General features: G+C 70.7%; 16 protein-coding genes. 8 read left to right on the top strand and 8 right to left on the bottom strand.

Annotated elements, in window-relative coordinates:
- Window positions 1-42: 42 nt before the first annotated feature.
- Window positions 43-2,334 carry a transglycosylase domain-containing protein gene (locus ABEA82_RS10560; RefSeq protein ID WP_345661132.1) on the bottom strand — a complete coding sequence of 764 codons (2,292 nt, stop codon included), beginning with the start codon at window positions 2,332-2,334 and terminating at the stop codon, window positions 43-45.
- Window positions 2,335-2,742: 408 nt separating this feature from the next.
- Between ABEA82_RS10560 and wblA the strand changes: the two genes are divergently transcribed.
- Window positions 2,743-3,081, top strand: coding sequence for a transcriptional regulator WblA (gene wblA, locus ABEA82_RS10555; protein ID WP_345661131.1), 339 nt, complete (start codon window positions 2,743-2,745; stop codon window positions 3,079-3,081).
- A gap of 243 nt (window positions 3,082-3,324) precedes the next feature.
- Here the strand turns inward: wblA and bagB are convergent, their stop codons facing one another.
- On the bottom strand, window positions 3,325-4,725 hold the full coding sequence (bagB, locus tag ABEA82_RS10550) for an ATPase BagB (protein ID WP_345661130.1): 1,401 nt from the start codon (window positions 4,723-4,725) through the stop codon (window positions 3,325-3,327).
- A gap of 127 nt (window positions 4,726-4,852) precedes the next feature.
- Window positions 4,853-5,830 carry an ATPase BagA gene (gene bagA / locus ABEA82_RS10545; protein WP_345661129.1) on the bottom strand — a complete coding sequence of 326 codons (978 nt, stop codon included), beginning with the start codon at window positions 5,828-5,830 and terminating at the stop codon, window positions 4,853-4,855.
- A 106-nt stretch (window positions 5,831-5,936) separates the two neighbouring features.
- Between bagA and sp36 the strand changes: the two genes are divergently transcribed.
- The 4 genes from sp36 to ABEA82_RS10525 all read left to right on the top strand — a co-directional run bounded on the left by sp36 (window position 5,937) and on the right by ABEA82_RS10525 (window position 8,374).
- The gene (sp36, locus tag ABEA82_RS10540; RefSeq protein ID WP_003991873.1) at window positions 5,937-6,095 is read left to right on the top strand and encodes a Sp36 family protein; all 159 of its coding nucleotides are present in this window, start codon (window positions 5,937-5,939) and stop codon (window positions 6,093-6,095) included.
- Complete coding sequence (locus tag ABEA82_RS10535; protein ID WP_003991874.1) at window positions 6,095-6,556, top strand: RidA family protein; 462 nt, start codon at window positions 6,095-6,097, stop codon at window positions 6,554-6,556. Before sp36 ends, ABEA82_RS10535 begins: the two co-directional genes overlap by 1 nt.
- Before the next feature lie 112 nt (window positions 6,557-6,668).
- On the top strand, window positions 6,669-7,547 hold the full coding sequence (locus ABEA82_RS10530) for an NUDIX hydrolase (protein WP_345661128.1): 879 nt from the start codon (window positions 6,669-6,671) through the stop codon (window positions 7,545-7,547).
- Window positions 7,544-8,374 (top strand): MBL fold metallo-hydrolase, encoded by an 831-nt coding sequence (locus ABEA82_RS10525; protein WP_345661127.1) that lies wholly within the window; start codon window positions 7,544-7,546, stop codon window positions 8,372-8,374. The genes ABEA82_RS10530 and ABEA82_RS10525 overlap by 4 nt, the downstream gene beginning before the upstream one ends.
- Before the next feature lie 86 nt (window positions 8,375-8,460).
- Here the strand turns inward: ABEA82_RS10525 and ABEA82_RS10520 are convergent, their stop codons facing one another.
- Window positions 8,461-9,135 carry a Crp/Fnr family transcriptional regulator gene (locus ABEA82_RS10520; protein ID WP_003991877.1) on the bottom strand — a complete coding sequence of 225 codons (675 nt, stop codon included), beginning with the start codon at window positions 9,133-9,135 and terminating at the stop codon, window positions 8,461-8,463.
- A 572-nt stretch (window positions 9,136-9,707) separates the two neighbouring features.
- Here ABEA82_RS10520 and nth point away from each other — a divergent pair.
- The 3 genes from nth (at window position 9,708) to ABEA82_RS10505 (ending at window position 12,754) form a co-directional block, all read left to right on the top strand.
- Window positions 9,708-10,655, top strand: coding sequence for an endonuclease III (nth, locus tag ABEA82_RS10515; protein ID WP_345661126.1), 948 nt, complete (start codon window positions 9,708-9,710; stop codon window positions 10,653-10,655).
- 190 nt (window positions 10,656-10,845) lie between these two features.
- Entirely contained in the window at window positions 10,846-11,541 is a 696-nt protein-coding gene (locus ABEA82_RS10510) for an NUDIX hydrolase (RefSeq protein ID WP_345661125.1), read from the top strand.
- A gap of 13 nt (window positions 11,542-11,554) precedes the next feature.
- Window positions 11,555-12,754 carry a MarP family serine protease gene (locus ABEA82_RS10505; RefSeq protein WP_345661124.1) on the top strand — a complete coding sequence of 400 codons (1,200 nt, stop codon included), beginning with the start codon at window positions 11,555-11,557 and terminating at the stop codon, window positions 12,752-12,754.
- Window positions 12,755-12,824: 70 nt separating this feature from the next.
- Here ABEA82_RS10505 and ABEA82_RS10500 read toward each other — a convergent pair whose 3' ends face one another.
- The 4 genes from ABEA82_RS10500 to nhaA all read right to left on the bottom strand — a co-directional run bounded on the left by ABEA82_RS10500 (window position 12,825) and on the right by nhaA (window position 16,136).
- Complete coding sequence (locus tag ABEA82_RS10500; RefSeq protein WP_078506886.1) at window positions 12,825-13,007, bottom strand: hypothetical protein; 183 nt, start codon at window positions 13,005-13,007, stop codon at window positions 12,825-12,827.
- A gap of 139 nt (window positions 13,008-13,146) precedes the next feature.
- Complete coding sequence (locus tag ABEA82_RS10495) at window positions 13,147-14,085, bottom strand: alpha/beta fold hydrolase (protein ID WP_345661123.1); 939 nt, start codon at window positions 14,083-14,085, stop codon at window positions 13,147-13,149.
- On the bottom strand, window positions 14,082-14,570 hold the full coding sequence (locus tag ABEA82_RS10490) for a phage holin family protein (protein ID WP_003991883.1): 489 nt from the start codon (window positions 14,568-14,570) through the stop codon (window positions 14,082-14,084). Before ABEA82_RS10490 ends, ABEA82_RS10495 begins: the two co-directional genes overlap by 4 nt.
- A 129-nt stretch (window positions 14,571-14,699) precedes the next feature.
- Window positions 14,700-16,136 (bottom strand): Na+/H+ antiporter NhaA, encoded by a 1,437-nt coding sequence (gene nhaA / locus ABEA82_RS10485; protein WP_345661122.1) that lies wholly within the window; start codon window positions 16,134-16,136, stop codon window positions 14,700-14,702.
- Window positions 16,137-16,218: the final 82 nt, after the last annotated feature.

Here is a 16,218-nt window from a genome sequence, read left to right as displayed (position 1 = left end):
CGGGAAGAGGGGGCCGCCCCTTTGTCGGGTCACACCGGCGGCTCAGCCGAAGCGCCCGCCGTTGCCGTTCCCGCCGCCGTTGTTCTGTCCGCGGAAGAAGCCCTCCGGGAAGGAGAAGGTGGGCGTCGGGCCGGGCTCGCCGCCTCCGCCGCCGGTGTTGTTGCCGCCGACCAGGCCGCCGATGAAGCCGCCGTCGTCGTTGCCACGGCCGTTGCCCCCGTTGCCGCGGTTCTCGTCGTCCCGGTCGCGGTTCCGGTCGATGCCGTCGGGGATGTGGACGGTGTTGAACTGCTCGACGGGCTTGCCCTCCAGCGCGCCGGACATCATGTCGCGCCAGATCGGACCGGGGACCTCACCACCGAAGACCTTGCCGTACGACCGGCCGCCGATGGTGATGCCGGACATCTTCCGCTTGTGGGCGGGGTCGCCGACCCACACCGCGCCGGCCATGTTCGGCGTGTAGCCCACGAACCAGGCCGCGTAGCGCTCGTCCGTCGTACCGGTCTTGCCCGCGCTGGGACGGCTGCCGAGGCCCGCCTTCGAACCCGTGCCGTCCTCGACGACGCCCTTGAGCAGCGCGTTGATGGTGTCGGCCGTCTTCTCCGACATCGCTCGCGAGCAGGTCGACCTCGGCACCTCCAGGGACTTCTTCTGGTCGCCGACGCGCTGGCTGACCGACTCGATGGCGATCGGCGTGCAGTACATGCCGCGCGAGGCGAAGGACGCGTAGGCGTTCGCCATGGTGAGCGGGGACATCTCCTGGGTGCCCAGGGCGATGGACGGAGCCTGGTCCATCTTGCGGCCGTCGGCCCGCTCGACGCCCATCTTCTTCGCCATCGTCGTCACCGGGCAGATGCCGATGTCGCTGATCATCTGCACGTAGTAGGTGTTGACCGACTTGGCGGTCGCTTCCTTCATGTCGTACGGGCCGACCTCCGACCGGTTCTCGTTCTCGAGCTTGGCCGGCCTGTCGGGATCGTTCAGCCACCTCTTGCCGTCGCAGGCGGAGACCGGGCTCGGGTACGCCATCTGGTACGGCGAGGGGTAGACCTTGTTCGCCGGCATGCCGTCCTCGAGGGCCGCGGCGGCCACGATCGGCTTGAACGTCGAACCGGGCTGGTAGCCCATGCCGCCGCCCATCGAGCCGTTGACGGAAAGGTTGATCTGCGTCTGGTTCTTGCCGAAGCCGTACGGACGCGACTGGCCCATGGCGAGGATCTTGCCGGTGCCGGGCTGGACGATGGAGGCGGCGGTCGCCACCTCGTCGCTCTTGTAGACGTGGTCCTTGATGGACCGCTGGGCCGAGTCCTGGGCCTGCGGGTCCATGGTGGTGCGGATGGTGAGGCCGCCCTGGTTCCAGACCTTCGCCCGCTCCTCCTTGGTCTTGCCGAAGACCGTGTCGTTCAGGAAGACCTCGCGCACGTAGTCGCAGAAGAAGCCGGCGCCCTTGACCGCCGTGATGCAGCCGTTCTTGGGCTTGCTGACCTTCAGGCCCAGCGGTGCCTTCATCGCCTCCGATGCCTGCGCCCGGGAGATGTCGCCGACGGCGGCCATGCGCTGGAGCACGGTGTTGCGGCGCTTGGTGGCCTCCGCCTCGTCGTTGACCGGGTCGTACCGGCTGGGCGACTGGACGATGCCGGCGAGGAGGGCCGCCTCCTGCACGTTCAGGTCCTTGGCGGACTTGGAGAAGTAGCGCTGGGCGGCGGCCTCGACACCGTAGGCCTGCTGGCCGAAGAACGTGATGTTCAGGTAGTTCTCGAGGATCTTCTTCTTCCCGAGCTCCTCCTCGACCTGGATCGCGTACTTGAGCTCGCGGATCTTGCGGCCGATGGTCTGCTGGGTGGCCTGCGCGACCTTCGTCGGGTCGTCGCCCGCCTCCTCGACGAAGACGTTCTTCACGTACTGCTGCGTCAGCGTCGAGGCGCCCTGGGCGACCTCACCGCTGCGCGCGTTCTTGTTGAGGGCGCGCAGGACGCCCTTCAGGTCGACCGCGCCGTGCTGGTAGAAGCGCGAGTCCTCGATCGCGACGATCGCCTTCTGCATGTACGGCGAGACGTCCTTGAGCGGGACCACCGTGCGGTCGCGCGAGTACACCGTGGCGATCTGGCCGCCGTCGGCGTCGAGGATCGAGGTGCGCTGGCTCAGCGGCGGGGTCTTCATGTTCGCCGGGAGCTCGTCGAAGCTCTCGACCGATCCCTTCGCCGCCAGCCCCAGCGCGCCCACCGCGGGCAGCGCGATGCCGGCCAGCACGGCCCCCGCCAGAACACTGACACCGAGGAACTTGGCGGCCTGCTGCGTGGGTGACAGACCACCGCCCGAGCGCTTCTTTGGCATGAGGGCAGCCTACGTTCTCATTCGCCGGACAGGCGTATAGGCATTGGCCTAAGCTGCTCTCAACTGTCACAGCAGTGAGGTCACGTATCAATACGTCCGGCGACCCCGAATCGTTCTGGGTGTTCCCCAACTTTTTTGTTGGGGTCGTGTCCGAATCCGCCTTGTGTGTCATACGGCGTCCGATGTGACGCAACTGAACTGTCCCGGTTTGCCGGGAAAGTTACGTATGTCACCAGCTCACTCCCCCGGGTGATCTGCCGCTTACCCATAGTCCGTTCGGGCCATTCAAGATTGGGCCCGCTGGGGGTGTTGCGCTGTGCCCACCTTCCGTAACGTCCTCAACTGGCGGCGGTGAATATGCCGCTGCCGCCGTGGGGGAGCCTCGATTCGGGAGAGGACGGCGCCGGTATGGGCTGGGTAGTCGACTGGAGTGCGCAGGCGGCCTGCCGCACTACCGATCCGGATGAACTGTTCGTTCAAGGAGCAGCGCAGAACAGGGCCAAGGCGGTGTGCACCGGATGCCCGGTGCGGACGGAGTGCCTGGCCGATGCGCTGGACAACCGCGTCGAGTTCGGCGTGTGGGGAGGCATGACGGAGCGGGAGCGCCGTGCACTGCTGCGCAGGCGGCCCACGGTGACCTCCTGGCGCCGGCTGCTGGAGACCGCGCGCTCGGAGTACGAGCGCGGCACGGGGATCGTGCCCCTCGACGACGACGAGATCTACGAGAACTACGCGGCGGTGAGCTGAGGTGAGCTGAGGGGGTTCCACCGGGAACTCCACGGCTGGGCCGGGAACCTTACGGTTAGGCCTGGAACTCCAGGGTTACGCCTGGAACTCCACGGTTAGGCCGGGAACCTGACGGTTGGGCCGGGACCTCCACGGTCGGCGCCGGACACTCCATGGCTGGCGCCGGGTGCTTCACGGCCGGCAGGCCCTCGACGGGCCCTTCGCCGTCGCCGGTTTCGCTGGTTTCGCCGAGGACGGTTGCCCTCAGGCACTCGCCTCGGGCAGGTCGGGGTCTTCGGTGGGGTCGGGCAGCTCGCGCTCGTCCGCCGCGAGCCGGTCGCCGATGTCGCGCAGTCCCGTGAGGTCGTGCACGTCGCCGGGCAGTGCGGCCACTTCCGTCACGGCCACCTCGGGGTGGAGCGCGGTGAAGCGGTCACGCGTGCGCTGCTCACGGGAGAGCAGCTGCATCCGTTCGGCGTGCAGCCTCAACAGGCCTGCCGTGAGCTGGTCGACGGACCGCTCGGCGTGCCCGGCATCCTCGGCGGGGGAGCCACCCTCAGGAGCCGGAGCGGGCGCCTCGGCACGGTCGTGAGCTGGTGCTTCCGACGTGGGAGAGTCTGAACTGCCGTACGTTTCGGGAGAGTTACGAAGTCCAGCTTTCCCGTCCTCCTGATCCACAATGCGGGCGTCCTCAAGATTTTCCGCGGCGGCGAGCGCCCGCTCGGCCGACAGGCCGTCGGCGCCGCTGCCATGGACCCGGTTGAGGACGAGACCGGCGAGCGGCATGTCCTCCGCGGCCAGCCGCTCCACGAAGTACGCGGCCTCGCGCAGCGCGTCCCGCTCCGGGGCCGCGACCACCAGGAACGCCGTGCCGGGCGCCTGGAGCAGCTTGTACGTGGCGTCCGCGCGGGTGCGGAACCCGCCGAAGGTCGTGTCCATCGCGGACACGAACGTCTGGACGTCCTTGAGGAGCTGGCCGCCGAGCAGCTTGCCGAGGGTGCCGGTCATCATCGACATCCCGACGTTCAGGAACTTCATCCCGGCCCGGCCGCCCAGCTTCGCCGGTGCCGTCAGCAGCCGGATCAGCCGGCCGTCCAGGAACGACCCGAGCCGCTTCGGCGCGTCCAGGAAGTCCAGCGCCGAGCGGGACGGCGGGGTGTCGACGACGATCAGGTCCCACTCGTCCCGGGCCCGCAACTGCCCGAGCTTCTCCATCGCCATGTACTCCTGCGTGCCCGCGAAGCCCGCCGAGAGCGACTGGTAGAAGGGGTTGCCCAGGATCGTGGCCGCCCGCTCGGAGTCCGCGTGCGCCTCGACGATCTCGTCGAAGGTGCGCTTCATGTCGAGCATCATCGCGTGCAGCTCGCCGCCCGCGGAGTCGTCGATGCCCTTCACCCGGCGCGGGGTGTTGTCGAGCGAGTCGATGCCCATGGACTGGGCCAGCCGGCGGGCCGGGTCGATGGTGAGGACCACGACCTTGCGGCCCCGCTCGGCCGCGCGCAGCCCCAGGGCGGCGGCCGTCGTGGTCTTGCCGACGCCGCCCGAGCCGCAGCAGACCACGATCCGGGTCTTCGGATCCGCCAGCAGCGGATCCACGTCGAGCACGCGCGCGGGGTCCAGAGGGCGGGCCGGGTCGTGTGTGTGGGCCGGGTCCGGACGACTCATGACATCCCCTGCTTCCGACTCATGACGGGCCTTGCCTGTGCTTCCGACTCATGACGGGCCGCCTGCGTACTTCGCCGGGGCTCGAGGCACGCCCGGTTCACGACACCTCGGGTCATAACACCCCGGCTCACGACACACCCTGCTCGCGCAGCTCGCGGGCCAGCGCGTACAGCCCCGCCAGATCCATGCCTTCGGCGAACAGCGGCAGTTCGTGCAGCGGCAGCCCCAGCTCGGCGAGGACCGCGCGCTGGTCGTGCTCCAGCGTGTACCGCTCGGCGTACTCCTCGGCCTGGGTGAGCAGCGGGTCCACCAGCCGCTCGGCGTGCCCGCCGCGCCGCGCCCCGCCGAGCCCGGCGGACGACAGGGACCGCGCGACAGTGGAACGCGGGACCGACCTCAGGAGTTCCAGGTCGGTCTCGTCCAACACCTCCGGCCGGACCATGTTCACGATGATCCGCCCCACCGGCAGCCGGGCCGAACGCAGCTCGGCGATGCCGTCCACGGTCTCCTGGACGGGCATCTCCTCCAGCAGCGTCACCAGGTGCACGGCCGTCTCCGGCGACTTCAGCACCCGCATCACGGCCTGGGCCTGATTGTGTATCGGGCCGATCTTGGCGAGGCCCGCGACCTCGTCGTTGACGTTGAGGAACCGCGTGATGCGCCCGGTGGGCGGGGCGTCCATGACGACGTAGTCGTACGCGAACCGCCCGCTGCGTTCCTTGCGGCGCACCGCCTCACACGCCTTGCCGGTGAGGAGTACGTCCCTCAGGCCGGGCGCGATGGTGGTGGCGAAGTCGATCGCGCCGAGCTTCTTCAGGGCCCGTCCGGCACTCCCCAGCTTGTAGAACATCTGGAGGTAGTCCAGAAGGGCCAGTTCGGGGTCGATGGCGAGGGCGTACACCTCCCCGCCCCCTGGAGCGACGGCGATCTTCCGCTCCTCATAAGGCAGCGCTTCCGTTTCGAAGAGCTGCGCGATGCCCTGGCGACCCTCGACCTCGACGAGAAGCGTCCGCTTCCCCTCCGTGGCCAGGGCCAGCGCTAGGGCGGCGGCCACCGTGGTCTTACCGGTACCGCCCTTGCCGCTGACGACCTGGAGCCTGCTCACGTATTCGAGCCTAACCAGTCCGCGCCCGGGCTACGCGGGAGGCTGTGGACAACCGGTGCCCGGTCGGCTGCGTGACGCCTCCCGGGCAGGGGCTAAAGTCGGCCGCATGACCAAGTGGGAATACGCAACCGTGCCGCTGCTCGTCCACGCCACGAAGCAGATTCTGGACACCTGGGGCGAGGACGGCTGGGAGCTCGTCCAGGTCGTGCCCGGGCCGAACAACCCCGAGCAGCTCGTGGCCTACCTGAAGCGGGAGAAGCAGTGATGGGCGCTGTCGAGGCGAAGCTGGCCGAGCTGGGCCTGACCCTGCCCGACGTGGTCCCGCCGCTCGCCGCGTACCAGCCGGCCGTGCAGTCCGGACCGTACGTCTACACCGCCGGCCAGCTCCCGATGGTGGAGGGCAAGCTTCCGCTCACGGGCAAGGTCGGCGCGGAGGTCACCCCGGAGGAGGCGAAGGAGCTGGCGCGCACCTGCGCGCTGAACGCCCTGGCCGCCGTCAAGTCCGTCGCCGGTGACCTGGACCGCATCGCGCGCGTGGTGAAGGTCGTGGGCTTCGTGGCCTCGGCCTCGGACTTCACGGGCCAGCCCGCGGTGCTGAACGGCGCGAGCGAGCTGCTCGGCGAGGTTCTCGGCGACAAGGGCGTGCACGCGCGCAGTGCCGTGGGCGTGGCGGTGCTGCCACTGGACGCGCCGGTGGAGGTCGAGATCCAGGTGGAGCTCGCGTAGGACCCCGCGAGCTCGCACAGGACCCTTCAGGGCCTCCTCAGTGGGCTCTAGCTGCGGAGTCCGTCCCGGGGGCCACTCGAACATCCGCCCGTCACCAGATAGCCTCGCGCCCATGGCGAACGGTCAGTGGTACCCCCCGGAGTGGCCGGACCGCATCCGCGCACTCGCGGCCGGCAGCCTCACCCCGGTCACCCCGAAACGCGCGGCCACCGTCATGCTCCTGAAGGACACCGGCGCCGGCCCCGCCGTCCACATGCTGCGCAGACGCGCCTCCATGGCCTTCGCCGGAGGCGCGTACGCGTATCCGGGCGGCGGCGTCGACCCACGGGACGACGACCACCAGGTCCGCTGGGCGGGCCCCACGCGCGCGTGGTGGGCCGAGCGGCTCGGCGTCGACGAGAGGTCGGCCCAGGCGATCGTCTGCGCGGCCGTCCGGGAGACGTACGAGGAGGCGGGCGTGCTGCTCGCCGGTCCCACGCCCGACTCGGTCGTCGGCGACACCACCGGCGCCGACTGGGAGGCCGACCGTGCCGCCCTGGTCGCCCGGGACCTGTCCTTCGCGGAGTTCCTGGACCGCCGCGGCCTGGTGCTGCGCTCCGACCTGCTGGGCGCCTGGACCCGCTGGATCACGCCGGAGTTCGAGTCCCGCCGCTACGACACCTGGTTCTTCGTGGCCGCCCTGCCGGACGGGCAGCGCACCCGCAACGCCTCCACGGAGGCGGACCGCACGGTGTGGATCACCCCGGGCGAGGCGGCGTCCGGCTACGACAAGGGCGAGCTGCTGATGATGCCGCCGACGATCGCGACCCTGCGCCAGCTGACGGAGTACGACAGCGCCGCCGGGGCGCTCGCGGCCGCCCCGGGGCGTGACCTCACGCCCGTGCTGGCCACCGCCCGGCTGGTGGACGGCGAGATCGTGCTGTCCTGGCCGGGGCACGACGAGTTCACCAAGCACGTCCCGACCCTCCCGACCGGTGGAGCCACCGCATGACGGACGCAGCAGCCCTTCCCGGACAGCCTCGCGGCGGGGTCCTCTCGGGCCCTGCCACCGCACGGGCAGTCAACGTCCTCGCCCCCAACCCGTCCGCGATGACCCTGGACGGCACCAACACCTGGCTCCTGTCCGAGCCGGACTCGGACCTGGCCGTGGTCGTCGACCCGGGCCCGCTCGACGACGGGCACCTGCGCCAGGTCGTCGCCACGGCCGAGCAGGCCGGCAAGCGGGTCGCCCTGACCCTGCTGACCCACGGCCACCCCGACCACGCGGAGGGCGCCGTCCGTTTCGCCGAACTGACCGGCACGCGCGTGCGTGCCCTCGATCCGGCGCTGCGGCTGGGCGACGAGGGCCTGGCCTCGGGGGACGTCATCACCACCGGCGGTCTGGAGCTGAGGGTCGTCCCGACCCCCGGCCACACCGCCGACTCCCTCTCCTTCCACCTCCCGGCGGACCGGGCGGTGCTGACCGGCGACACGATCCTCGGCCGCGGCACGACGGTCGTGGCCCACCCCGACGGCCGTCTCGGCGACTACCTGGACACCCTGCGGCGCCTGCGCTCCCTCACGGTCGACGACGGCGTCCACACGGTGCTCCCGGGCCACGGCCCGGTCCTGGAGGACGCCCAGGGCGCCGTCGAGTACTACCTCGCCCACCGCGCCAACCGCCTCGCTCAGGTGGAGACCGCCGTCGAGGACGGCTACCGCACCCCCGCCGACGTCGTCGCCCACGTCTACGCCGACGTGGACCGCTCCCTGTGGCCCGCGGCGGAGCTGTCGGTCCGGGCCCAGCTGGACTACCTGGAGGAGCACGGCCTCATCTGACCGTGCCGGCTACTCGGGTACGACGTCGGGCCCCGTCCCCGAGTGGGGGACAGGGCCCGATGACGTACGGCTGGGGGGTGTGCGCGTCAGCGCGAGCGCTTGGCGAGGCGCTCCACGTCCAGGAGGATCACCGCGCGGGCCTCCAGGCGCAGCCAGCCGCGCTGGGCGAAGTCCGCCAGGGCCTTGTTGACCGTCTCGCGAGACGCGCCGACCAGCTGGGCCAGCTCCTCCTGCGTGAGGTCGTGGACGACGTGGATGCCCTCCTCGGACTGCACACCGAACCGGCGGGACAGGTCCAGCAGGGCGCGGGCGACACGGCCCGGGACGTCCGAGAAGACGAGGTCGGACATCGCGTCGTTGGTCTTGCGCAGCCGGCGCGCGACGGCACGCAGCAGCGCGGTGGCCACCTCGGGGCGGACGTTCAGCCAGGGCTGGAGGTCGCCGTGGCCGAGACCGAGCAGCTTGACCTCGGTCAGCGCGGTGGCGGTCGCGGTGCGCGGGCCCGGGTCGAACAGCGACAGCTCGCCGATGAGCTCGCCGGGGCCGACCACGGCCAGCATGTTCTCGCGGCCGTCGGGGGACGTGCGGTGGAGCTTGACCTTGCCCTCGGTGACCACGTAGAGGCGGTCACCCGGGTCGCCCTCATGGAACAGGGCGTCACCACGCGCGAGGGTCACCTCACTCATGGAGGCGCGGAGCTCCGCGGCCTGCTCGTCGTCGAGCGCCGCGAAGAGCGGATTGCGCCGCAGAACGTCGTCCACGAGTTCTCTCCTTGTCGACCTGCTCAGGGGAGGTTGATCCCCCGCGTACCAAGGCACCGAGGTGCCCATTTTTCCGGACGGTCCAAACAGTGTGATCTGTCACAAGGATGCCGCACACATGTCCCGGGGTACGCGGCAGGGGTCCAATTGGGCGCCGATCTTCAGGGGCCGGGCCGGATGTCGGTGCCGGGGCTTAGGCTGGCCGGGTGTCCAAATCGCCGGTGAGAGCACAGGCCGAGGGGGCTGCGCGGGTGGTTGTACGTCGCGATTCCGCTGTGGGCGAACAGAGCCCCGATGGCGGTAGGAAAACGGCGAAAGCGACAGAGGAGGCGGCGCCCGCGGGGAAGCCGACCACCGGGGAGTCGGCTGCCGCGAAGAAAACGGCCGCGGCCAAGAAGTCGGCTGCGGCGAAGAAGTCGGCTGATACGAAGAAGCCCGCGTCCGTCGGCAAGAAGGCGCCAGGCAAGAAGGCCCCTGCCGAGAAGGCCCCCGCCGAGAAGACGCCCGGCAATAAGGCTGCGTCCTCGAAGCGGGTGGGATCCGCTGCAAAGAAGGCGGCGTCCTCGAGGCGGGTGGCGTCCGCTGCCAAGGAGGCCTCGGCGCCTGTGAGGAAAGCCCCCGCCGTGAAGAAGGCCCCCGCTGTGAAGAAGGCGCCCGCCGCGAAGAAGGTCACCGTCGCGACCAAGAAGGCCACCGCCCGCATCAAGGGCACCGCCCCCGCCAGGGCCGTCGTCCATCCGCCGGGCGGCGAGTCGCGCACCGCCCTGGTCCGGCGTGCCCGCCGTATCAACCGGGAGCTCGCCGAGGTCTACCCGTACGCCCACCCCGAGCTGGACTTCACCAACCCCTTCCAGCTGGTGGTCGCCACGGTCCTGTCCGCCCAGACCACCGACCTGCGCGTCAACCAGACGACACCCGCCCTCTTCGCCAGGTACCCGACCCCGGAGGATCTGGCCGCGGCGAACCCGGAGGAGGTGGAGGAGATCCTCCGCCCGTGCGGCTTCTTCCGGGCCAAGACGAAGTCGGTCATAGGGCTGTCGAAGGCCCTGGTCGAGGACTTCGGCGGTGAGGTCCCCGGCCGGCTGGAGGACCTGGTCAAGCTGCCCGGAGTCGGCCGCAAGACCGCCTTCGTCGTGCTCGGCAACGCCTTCGGCCGCCCCGGCATCACCGTGGACACGCACTTCCAGCGCCTGGTGCGCCGCTGGCAGTGGACCGGCGAGACCGACCCGGACAAGATCGAGGCCGCCATCGGCGCGCTCTTCCCGAAGAGCGACTGGACGGACCTCTCGCACCACGTGATCTGGCACGGCCGCCGTATCTGCCACGCCCGCAAGCCCGCGTGCGGCGCCTGCCCCGTCGCACCCCTCTGCCCGGCGTACGGCGAGGGCGAGACCGACCCGGAGAAGGCGAAGAAGCTGCTCAAGTACGAGAAGGGCGGTTTCCCCGGCCAGCGCCTGAATCCCCCGCAGGCGTATCTGGACGCCGGCGGCAAGCCGGCGCCGCCGCTGGGGGCCGGATGACCCGGCGGGACGGCCGGATGTCCCGGCGGGACGCCCAGGTGGCTGGGCAGGACGGCCGGGTGGCTCGGCAGGACGTCCGGACGGCCCGGCGAGCCGTCCTGGAGGACCGCCCGAACGGTGGGTTTCGGCCGCCGGCGGAACGATCTCGGGCCGACCGGACGTTGGACGCGGCAGGACGACGGGGGTGGCGATGACGCGTGCGAGCAACACACGGGGCGGCCGGGTGACGGTCACCAAGGAGGGGCTGCCCACTTGGCTGGACCCGGTCGTCCACGCCGTCGAGACGGTGCGGCCGACGCAGTTGAGCCGCTTCCTGCCGCCGGAGGACGGCGCGGGGCGCCAGTCCGCCGTGCTGATCCTGTTCGGGGAGGGCGAGCGCGGGCCGGAGCTGCTGCTCATGGAGCGCGCGAGCTCGCTGCGTTCCCATGCCGGCCAGCCCTCGTTCCCCGGCGGCGCCCTCGACCCGGAGGACGGGGACCCGCGGGGCGACGGCCCGCTGCGGGCCGCCCTGCGCGAGGCCGAGGAGGAGACCGGGCTCGACCCCTCCGGCGTCCAGCTCTTCGGCGTGCTGCCCAGGCTCTACATCCCGGTCAGCGGCTTCGTCGTCACCCCGGTCCTGGGCTGGTGGCGGGAGCCCACCCCCGTCGGGGTCGTCGATCCCAACGAGACCGCCAGGGTCTTCACCGTCCCCGTGGTGGATCTCACTGATCCCGCGAACCGCGCCACCACCGTCCACCCAAGCGGCCACCGAGGTCCGGCATTTCTGGTCGAATCAGCCCTTGTCTGGGGTTTCACGGCCGGAATCATCGACCGGCTGCTGCACTACGCGGGCTGGGAGCGGCCCTGGGACCGCGAGAAGCAGGTCCCGCTCGACTGGCGCGCATGACAGGGTGGCCTCCGTGAACGTGCTGGACATCTTGTTGCTGGTCGCCGCCGTGTGGTTCGCGGTCGTCGGGTACCGCCAGGGCTTCGTCGTCGGCATCCTGTCGGTGATCGGCTTCCTGGGCGGTGGCCTCGTCGCGGTCTACGTGCTGCCCGTCATCTGGGACGCGCTCACGGACAACGCGGAGGTGAACACGACAGCAGCCGTCGTCGCGGTCGTCGTCGTCATCGTCTGCGCCTCCGTCGGCCAGGCCCTCACCACCCACCTCGGCAACAAGCTCCGCCGGTACATCACTTGGTCCCCGGCCCGGGCCCTCGACGCCACCGGCGGCGCCCTGGTCAACGTCGTGGCGATGCTCCTGGTCGCCTGGCTGATCGGCTCCGCCCTCGCGGGCACCACACTGCCGACGCTCGGCAAGGAGGTCCGCAACTCCAAGGTGCTGCTCGGTGTCTCCCAGGCGCTGCCCGACCAAGCCGCCACGTGGTTCGCGGACTTCTCCTCCGTCCTCGCGCAGAACGGCTTCCCACAGGTCTTCAGCCCGTTCTCGAACGAGCCGATCACCGACGTCCAGCCCCCGGACCCGGCCCTGGCGAACAGCCCCGTGGCGAGTCGTGCCCAGCGCTCCATCGTCAAGGTCATGGGCACGGCGCCGAGCTGCGGCAAGGTCCTGGAGGGCACCGGTTTCGTCTTCTCCGACCGCCGTGTGATGACCAACGCGCACGTGGTGGGCGGCGTCGACGAGCCGACCGTGCAGATAGGCGGCGAGGGCAGGAAGTACGACGCGAAGGTCGTGCTCTACGACTGGCGGCGCGACATCGCCGTACTCGACGTGCCGGACATCAAGGCGCCCGTACTGCGGTTCACCAAGGAGGACGCGAACAGCGGGGACGGCGCGATCGTCGCGGGCTTCCCGGAGAACGGGGCGTACGACGTGCGTGCCGCACGCGTGCGTGGCCGCATCACGGCCAACGGCCCGGACATCTACCACCGCGGCACGGTCCGCCGCGACGTCTACTCCCTCTTCGCCAACGTCCGCCAGGGCAACTCCGGCGGCCCGCTGCTCACGCCCGACGGCAAGGTCTACGGCGTGGTGTTCGCCAAGTCCCTCGACGACGCCCAGACGGGCTACGCGCTCACCGCGGACGAGATCCAGGACGACATCACCAAGGGGCGCACCGCCAACCAGCAGGTGGGCAGCGACAGCTGCGCCCTCTAGGAGCGGTCCTGGAGAAGGATGGCCGGGGCGTCACTCACACGGGTGGCGTCTCCGTCGCGTGTGTGGCGCCTCAGTCGCGGGTGTGGCGCAGACGTACGGAGACCCAGCGGGCCCGGCGGCGGAGGATGCGCGGAATCCCCACCCTGGGATCCGCGGTCACCATCTGCGGTGCGCCGCTTCTCTGGTGGGGGTTCGCACCGCCCGCCGAGCGGCGATTGCGGCTTGCGTCACTGTAGTCGTGCGTCCAGCCCATACCCCGACGTGTGCCCCCGCCCCATGGTCGATAACCGCTCCCGGCGCCTCCAATTGGCCTATGCGCCAGGCAATTGGCCAGGCATGCGGCCGGGCGTCGGACAAGCGTTCACCTGCGGGCACGGGACGCGCTCGCTCGGTCACCGATCGGGTTCGGGATCCTTCAGCCAGTTGATCAGCTCGGAGGAGAACGCGACCGGGTCCTCCTCGTGCGGGTAGTGGCCGAGGCCGTCGAACAGGCGCCAGCGGTAGGGGGCTTCGACGTACTCGCCGGATCCCGCCGCGCTGCGGGTGCGCATCACGGGGTCGAGCGAGCCGTGCAGGTGGAGCGTCGGCACGCGCACGGGCCGCTTCATGCGGCGGTTGAACTGGATACCGTCAGGGCGGGCCAGGGAGCGCACCATCCAGCGGTACGGCTCGACCGCGCAGTGCGCCGCGGAGGGGATGCACATGGCGCGCCGGTAGTTGTCCAGCGCCTCGTCCTCGGGCGGGCGCGGCCCCGACCAGTCGTGGATCAGGTCGGCCACGAGCGCCCCGTCGTCGGCGGTGAGCTGGCGCTCCGGGATCCAGGGCCGCTGGAACCCCCAGATGTGTGAACCGGCGCGCGTCTGCTTGACGTCCCGCAGCATGGCCGAGCGCCAGCGCCGCGGGTGCGGCATGGACGCGACCGCCAGCCGCCGCACCAGCTTGGGGCGCATCGCGGCCGCCGTCCACGCGAGGTATCCGCCCAGGTCGTGGCCGACCAGCGCGGCGTCCGGCTCGCCGAGCGAGCGGATGACGCCGGTGACGTCGAGCGCGAGGTTGGCGGGGTCGTAGCCGCGCGGTGTGCGGTCGCTGCCCCCGACGCCCCGCAGGTCCATGGCGACGGCCCGGAAGCCCGCGTCGGCGAGTGCCACCAGCTGGTGCCGCCAGGTCCACCAGAACTGCGGGAAACCGTGCAGCAGCAGCACCAGCGGCCCGTCTCCCAGCTCGGCGATGTGGAAACGCGCGCCGTTGGCGGCGACGTCGCGGTGGCTCCAGGGCCCGTCCAGAAGTACGGCCGAGGCTGGTTGTGCCGGGGGAGTGGCGGGGTCCGTCATGACGACGAGCGTGCCACAGCCTCGATGGCCTCGGGGACCCGGTCCTGGGCGAGCTCGGGACGCGGGTGCGGCTTGGCCTTCTGCAGGACGCCCGCGGTCTCCTTCATCGAGGCGGCGACCTTCTGCGGGCCCTTGCTCTTCTTGGCCTTCTTCGCGAAGACCACGCCGATCAGCGCCAGCACGACGGCGACCAGCACGTTCGCCGCGAAGGAGAGCAGGAAGCAGATCGCGAGGTTCCAGTCGCTCCAGGTCCGGATGCCGTACGCCAGCGCGAAGTTCAGCATCGGCAGGGAGAAGATCAGTACCGCGCCGGCCATCGAGAAGGCGCCGCCGCTGGTCGCGCCGCGTTTGACGTCCTGCTTGAGCTGCGCCTTGGCCAGCGCGATCTCGTCGTGCACCAGCGCCGACATTTCCGCCGTCGCCGAGGCGAACAGCTGGCCGATGGTGCGTTCGGCGCCGACCGGGCTGCCGTCGGGTGCGCTCATCGCGGTCTCCCTCTTCTGCTCTTCCGCGTACGGTCCGCTTTTCCGCGTCTTGTGCCTGACCGGCCGCAGTCGCCCGACTGCGTACGGCCTGACTGCGTACGGTCCCGTCTTTTGTACCGTCTCGTCAGATCATGCCGGACGGTGGTGGTCCTCGCCTGCCCCGCCCGGTACTTCGGCAAGCCCGTGCCGCGTCGTCGCCTTCTCCTGGGCGATCCGGCGGTGCTCGGCGGCCTTGCGTTCGTAGAGGGCGGCCAGGCGCAGGTGGTACGCCGGATCGTCCTCCTCGTAGACGTCCGGGATGCCGTCGAGGTCCTCGTCGCGCTCCTCGGCCTCCCACAGCCGGCGGTACTTGGCGTTGCGGATTTTCAGCAGCACGGTCGCGAGTGTCGCGGCGATGATCGAGCCCAGCAGGACGGCTGCCTTGACCTCGTCGGTCATGGTCTGGTCACCCTCGAAGGCGAGTTCGCCGATGAGCAGCGAGACGGTGAAGCCGATTCCGGCGAGGCTCGCCACCGCGAACACGTCCGCCCAGGCGAGGTCGTCGCTGAGCGAGGCCCGGGTGAAACGGGCCGTCAGCCAGGTCCCGCCGAAGATGCCGAGGGCCTTGCCGACGACGAGTCCGAGGACGACACCCAGCGTCTCGGGCTGGGTGAACACGTCGGTGAGCGCGCCGCCGGAGACGGCGACGCCCGCGCTGAACAGCGCGAACAGCGGTACGGCCAGACCGGCCGACAGGGGCCGTACGAGGTGCTCGATGTGCTCGCCGGGGGAGTGGTCCTCGCCCTCGTGGCGGTGGCAGCGCAGCATCAGGCCCATGGCGACGCCCGCGATGGTGGCGTGCACGCCGCTGTTGTACATCAGCGCCCAGACGACCAGGGCGAGCGGCACGTACACGTACCAGCCGCGTACGCCCTTGCGCAGCAGCACCCAGAAGACGACCAGCCCCGCCACGGCGCCGCCGAGCGCGGCGAAGTTCAGGTCGGCGGTGAAGAACACCGCGATGATCAGGATCGCGAAGAGGTCGTCGACGACGGCGAGCGTGAGCAGGAAGGCCCGCAGCGCGCTCGGCAGGGAGGTGCCGATGACCGCGAGCACGGCGAGCGCGAAGGCGATGTCGGTGGCGGTGGGCACGGCCCAGCCGGCCAGGGAGCCACCGCCGATGACGCCGGTGACGGTGTAGACGAGCGCCGGTACGGCCATGCCGCAGAGGGCGGCGACGACCGGCAGCGCGGCGGCCTTCGGATCACGCAGGTCACCCGCGACGAGCTCACGCTTGAGCTCGATCCCGGCGACGAAGAAGAAGAGCGCCAGCAGTCCGTCGGCGGCCCAGTGCGCCACCGACAGGTCGAGGCCGAGGGCGGCGGGCCCCAGGTGGAAGTGGGAGACGCTCTCGTAGCTGTCCCGAAGGGCCGGGATGTTCGCCCAGAGCAGCGCGGTCACCGCCGCGGCGAGCAGCAGGACCCCGCCGACGGTCTCGGTGCGCAGCGCGTCCGCCACATAGGTCCGCTCCGGCAGTGACAGCCGGGCGAGGACCTTGCGGGGGGTGCTGGGGCGGGGCGCGGTCACGGGAGCAACCTCCGGTCGGTGGGCAGGACGGAACGTTTTGCCGACCAGACTTCCCGGCGCACCTTGGAGCAGTTGTTTTGGT

The organism is Streptomyces venetus, assembly GCF_039540295.1.
GTDB classification, from domain to species: Bacteria; Actinomycetota; Actinomycetes; order Streptomycetales; family Streptomycetaceae; genus Streptomyces; species Streptomyces venetus.
Note: the sequence above shows the minus strand (reverse complement) of the source record. Positions and strands in the feature narration are given on the sequence as shown.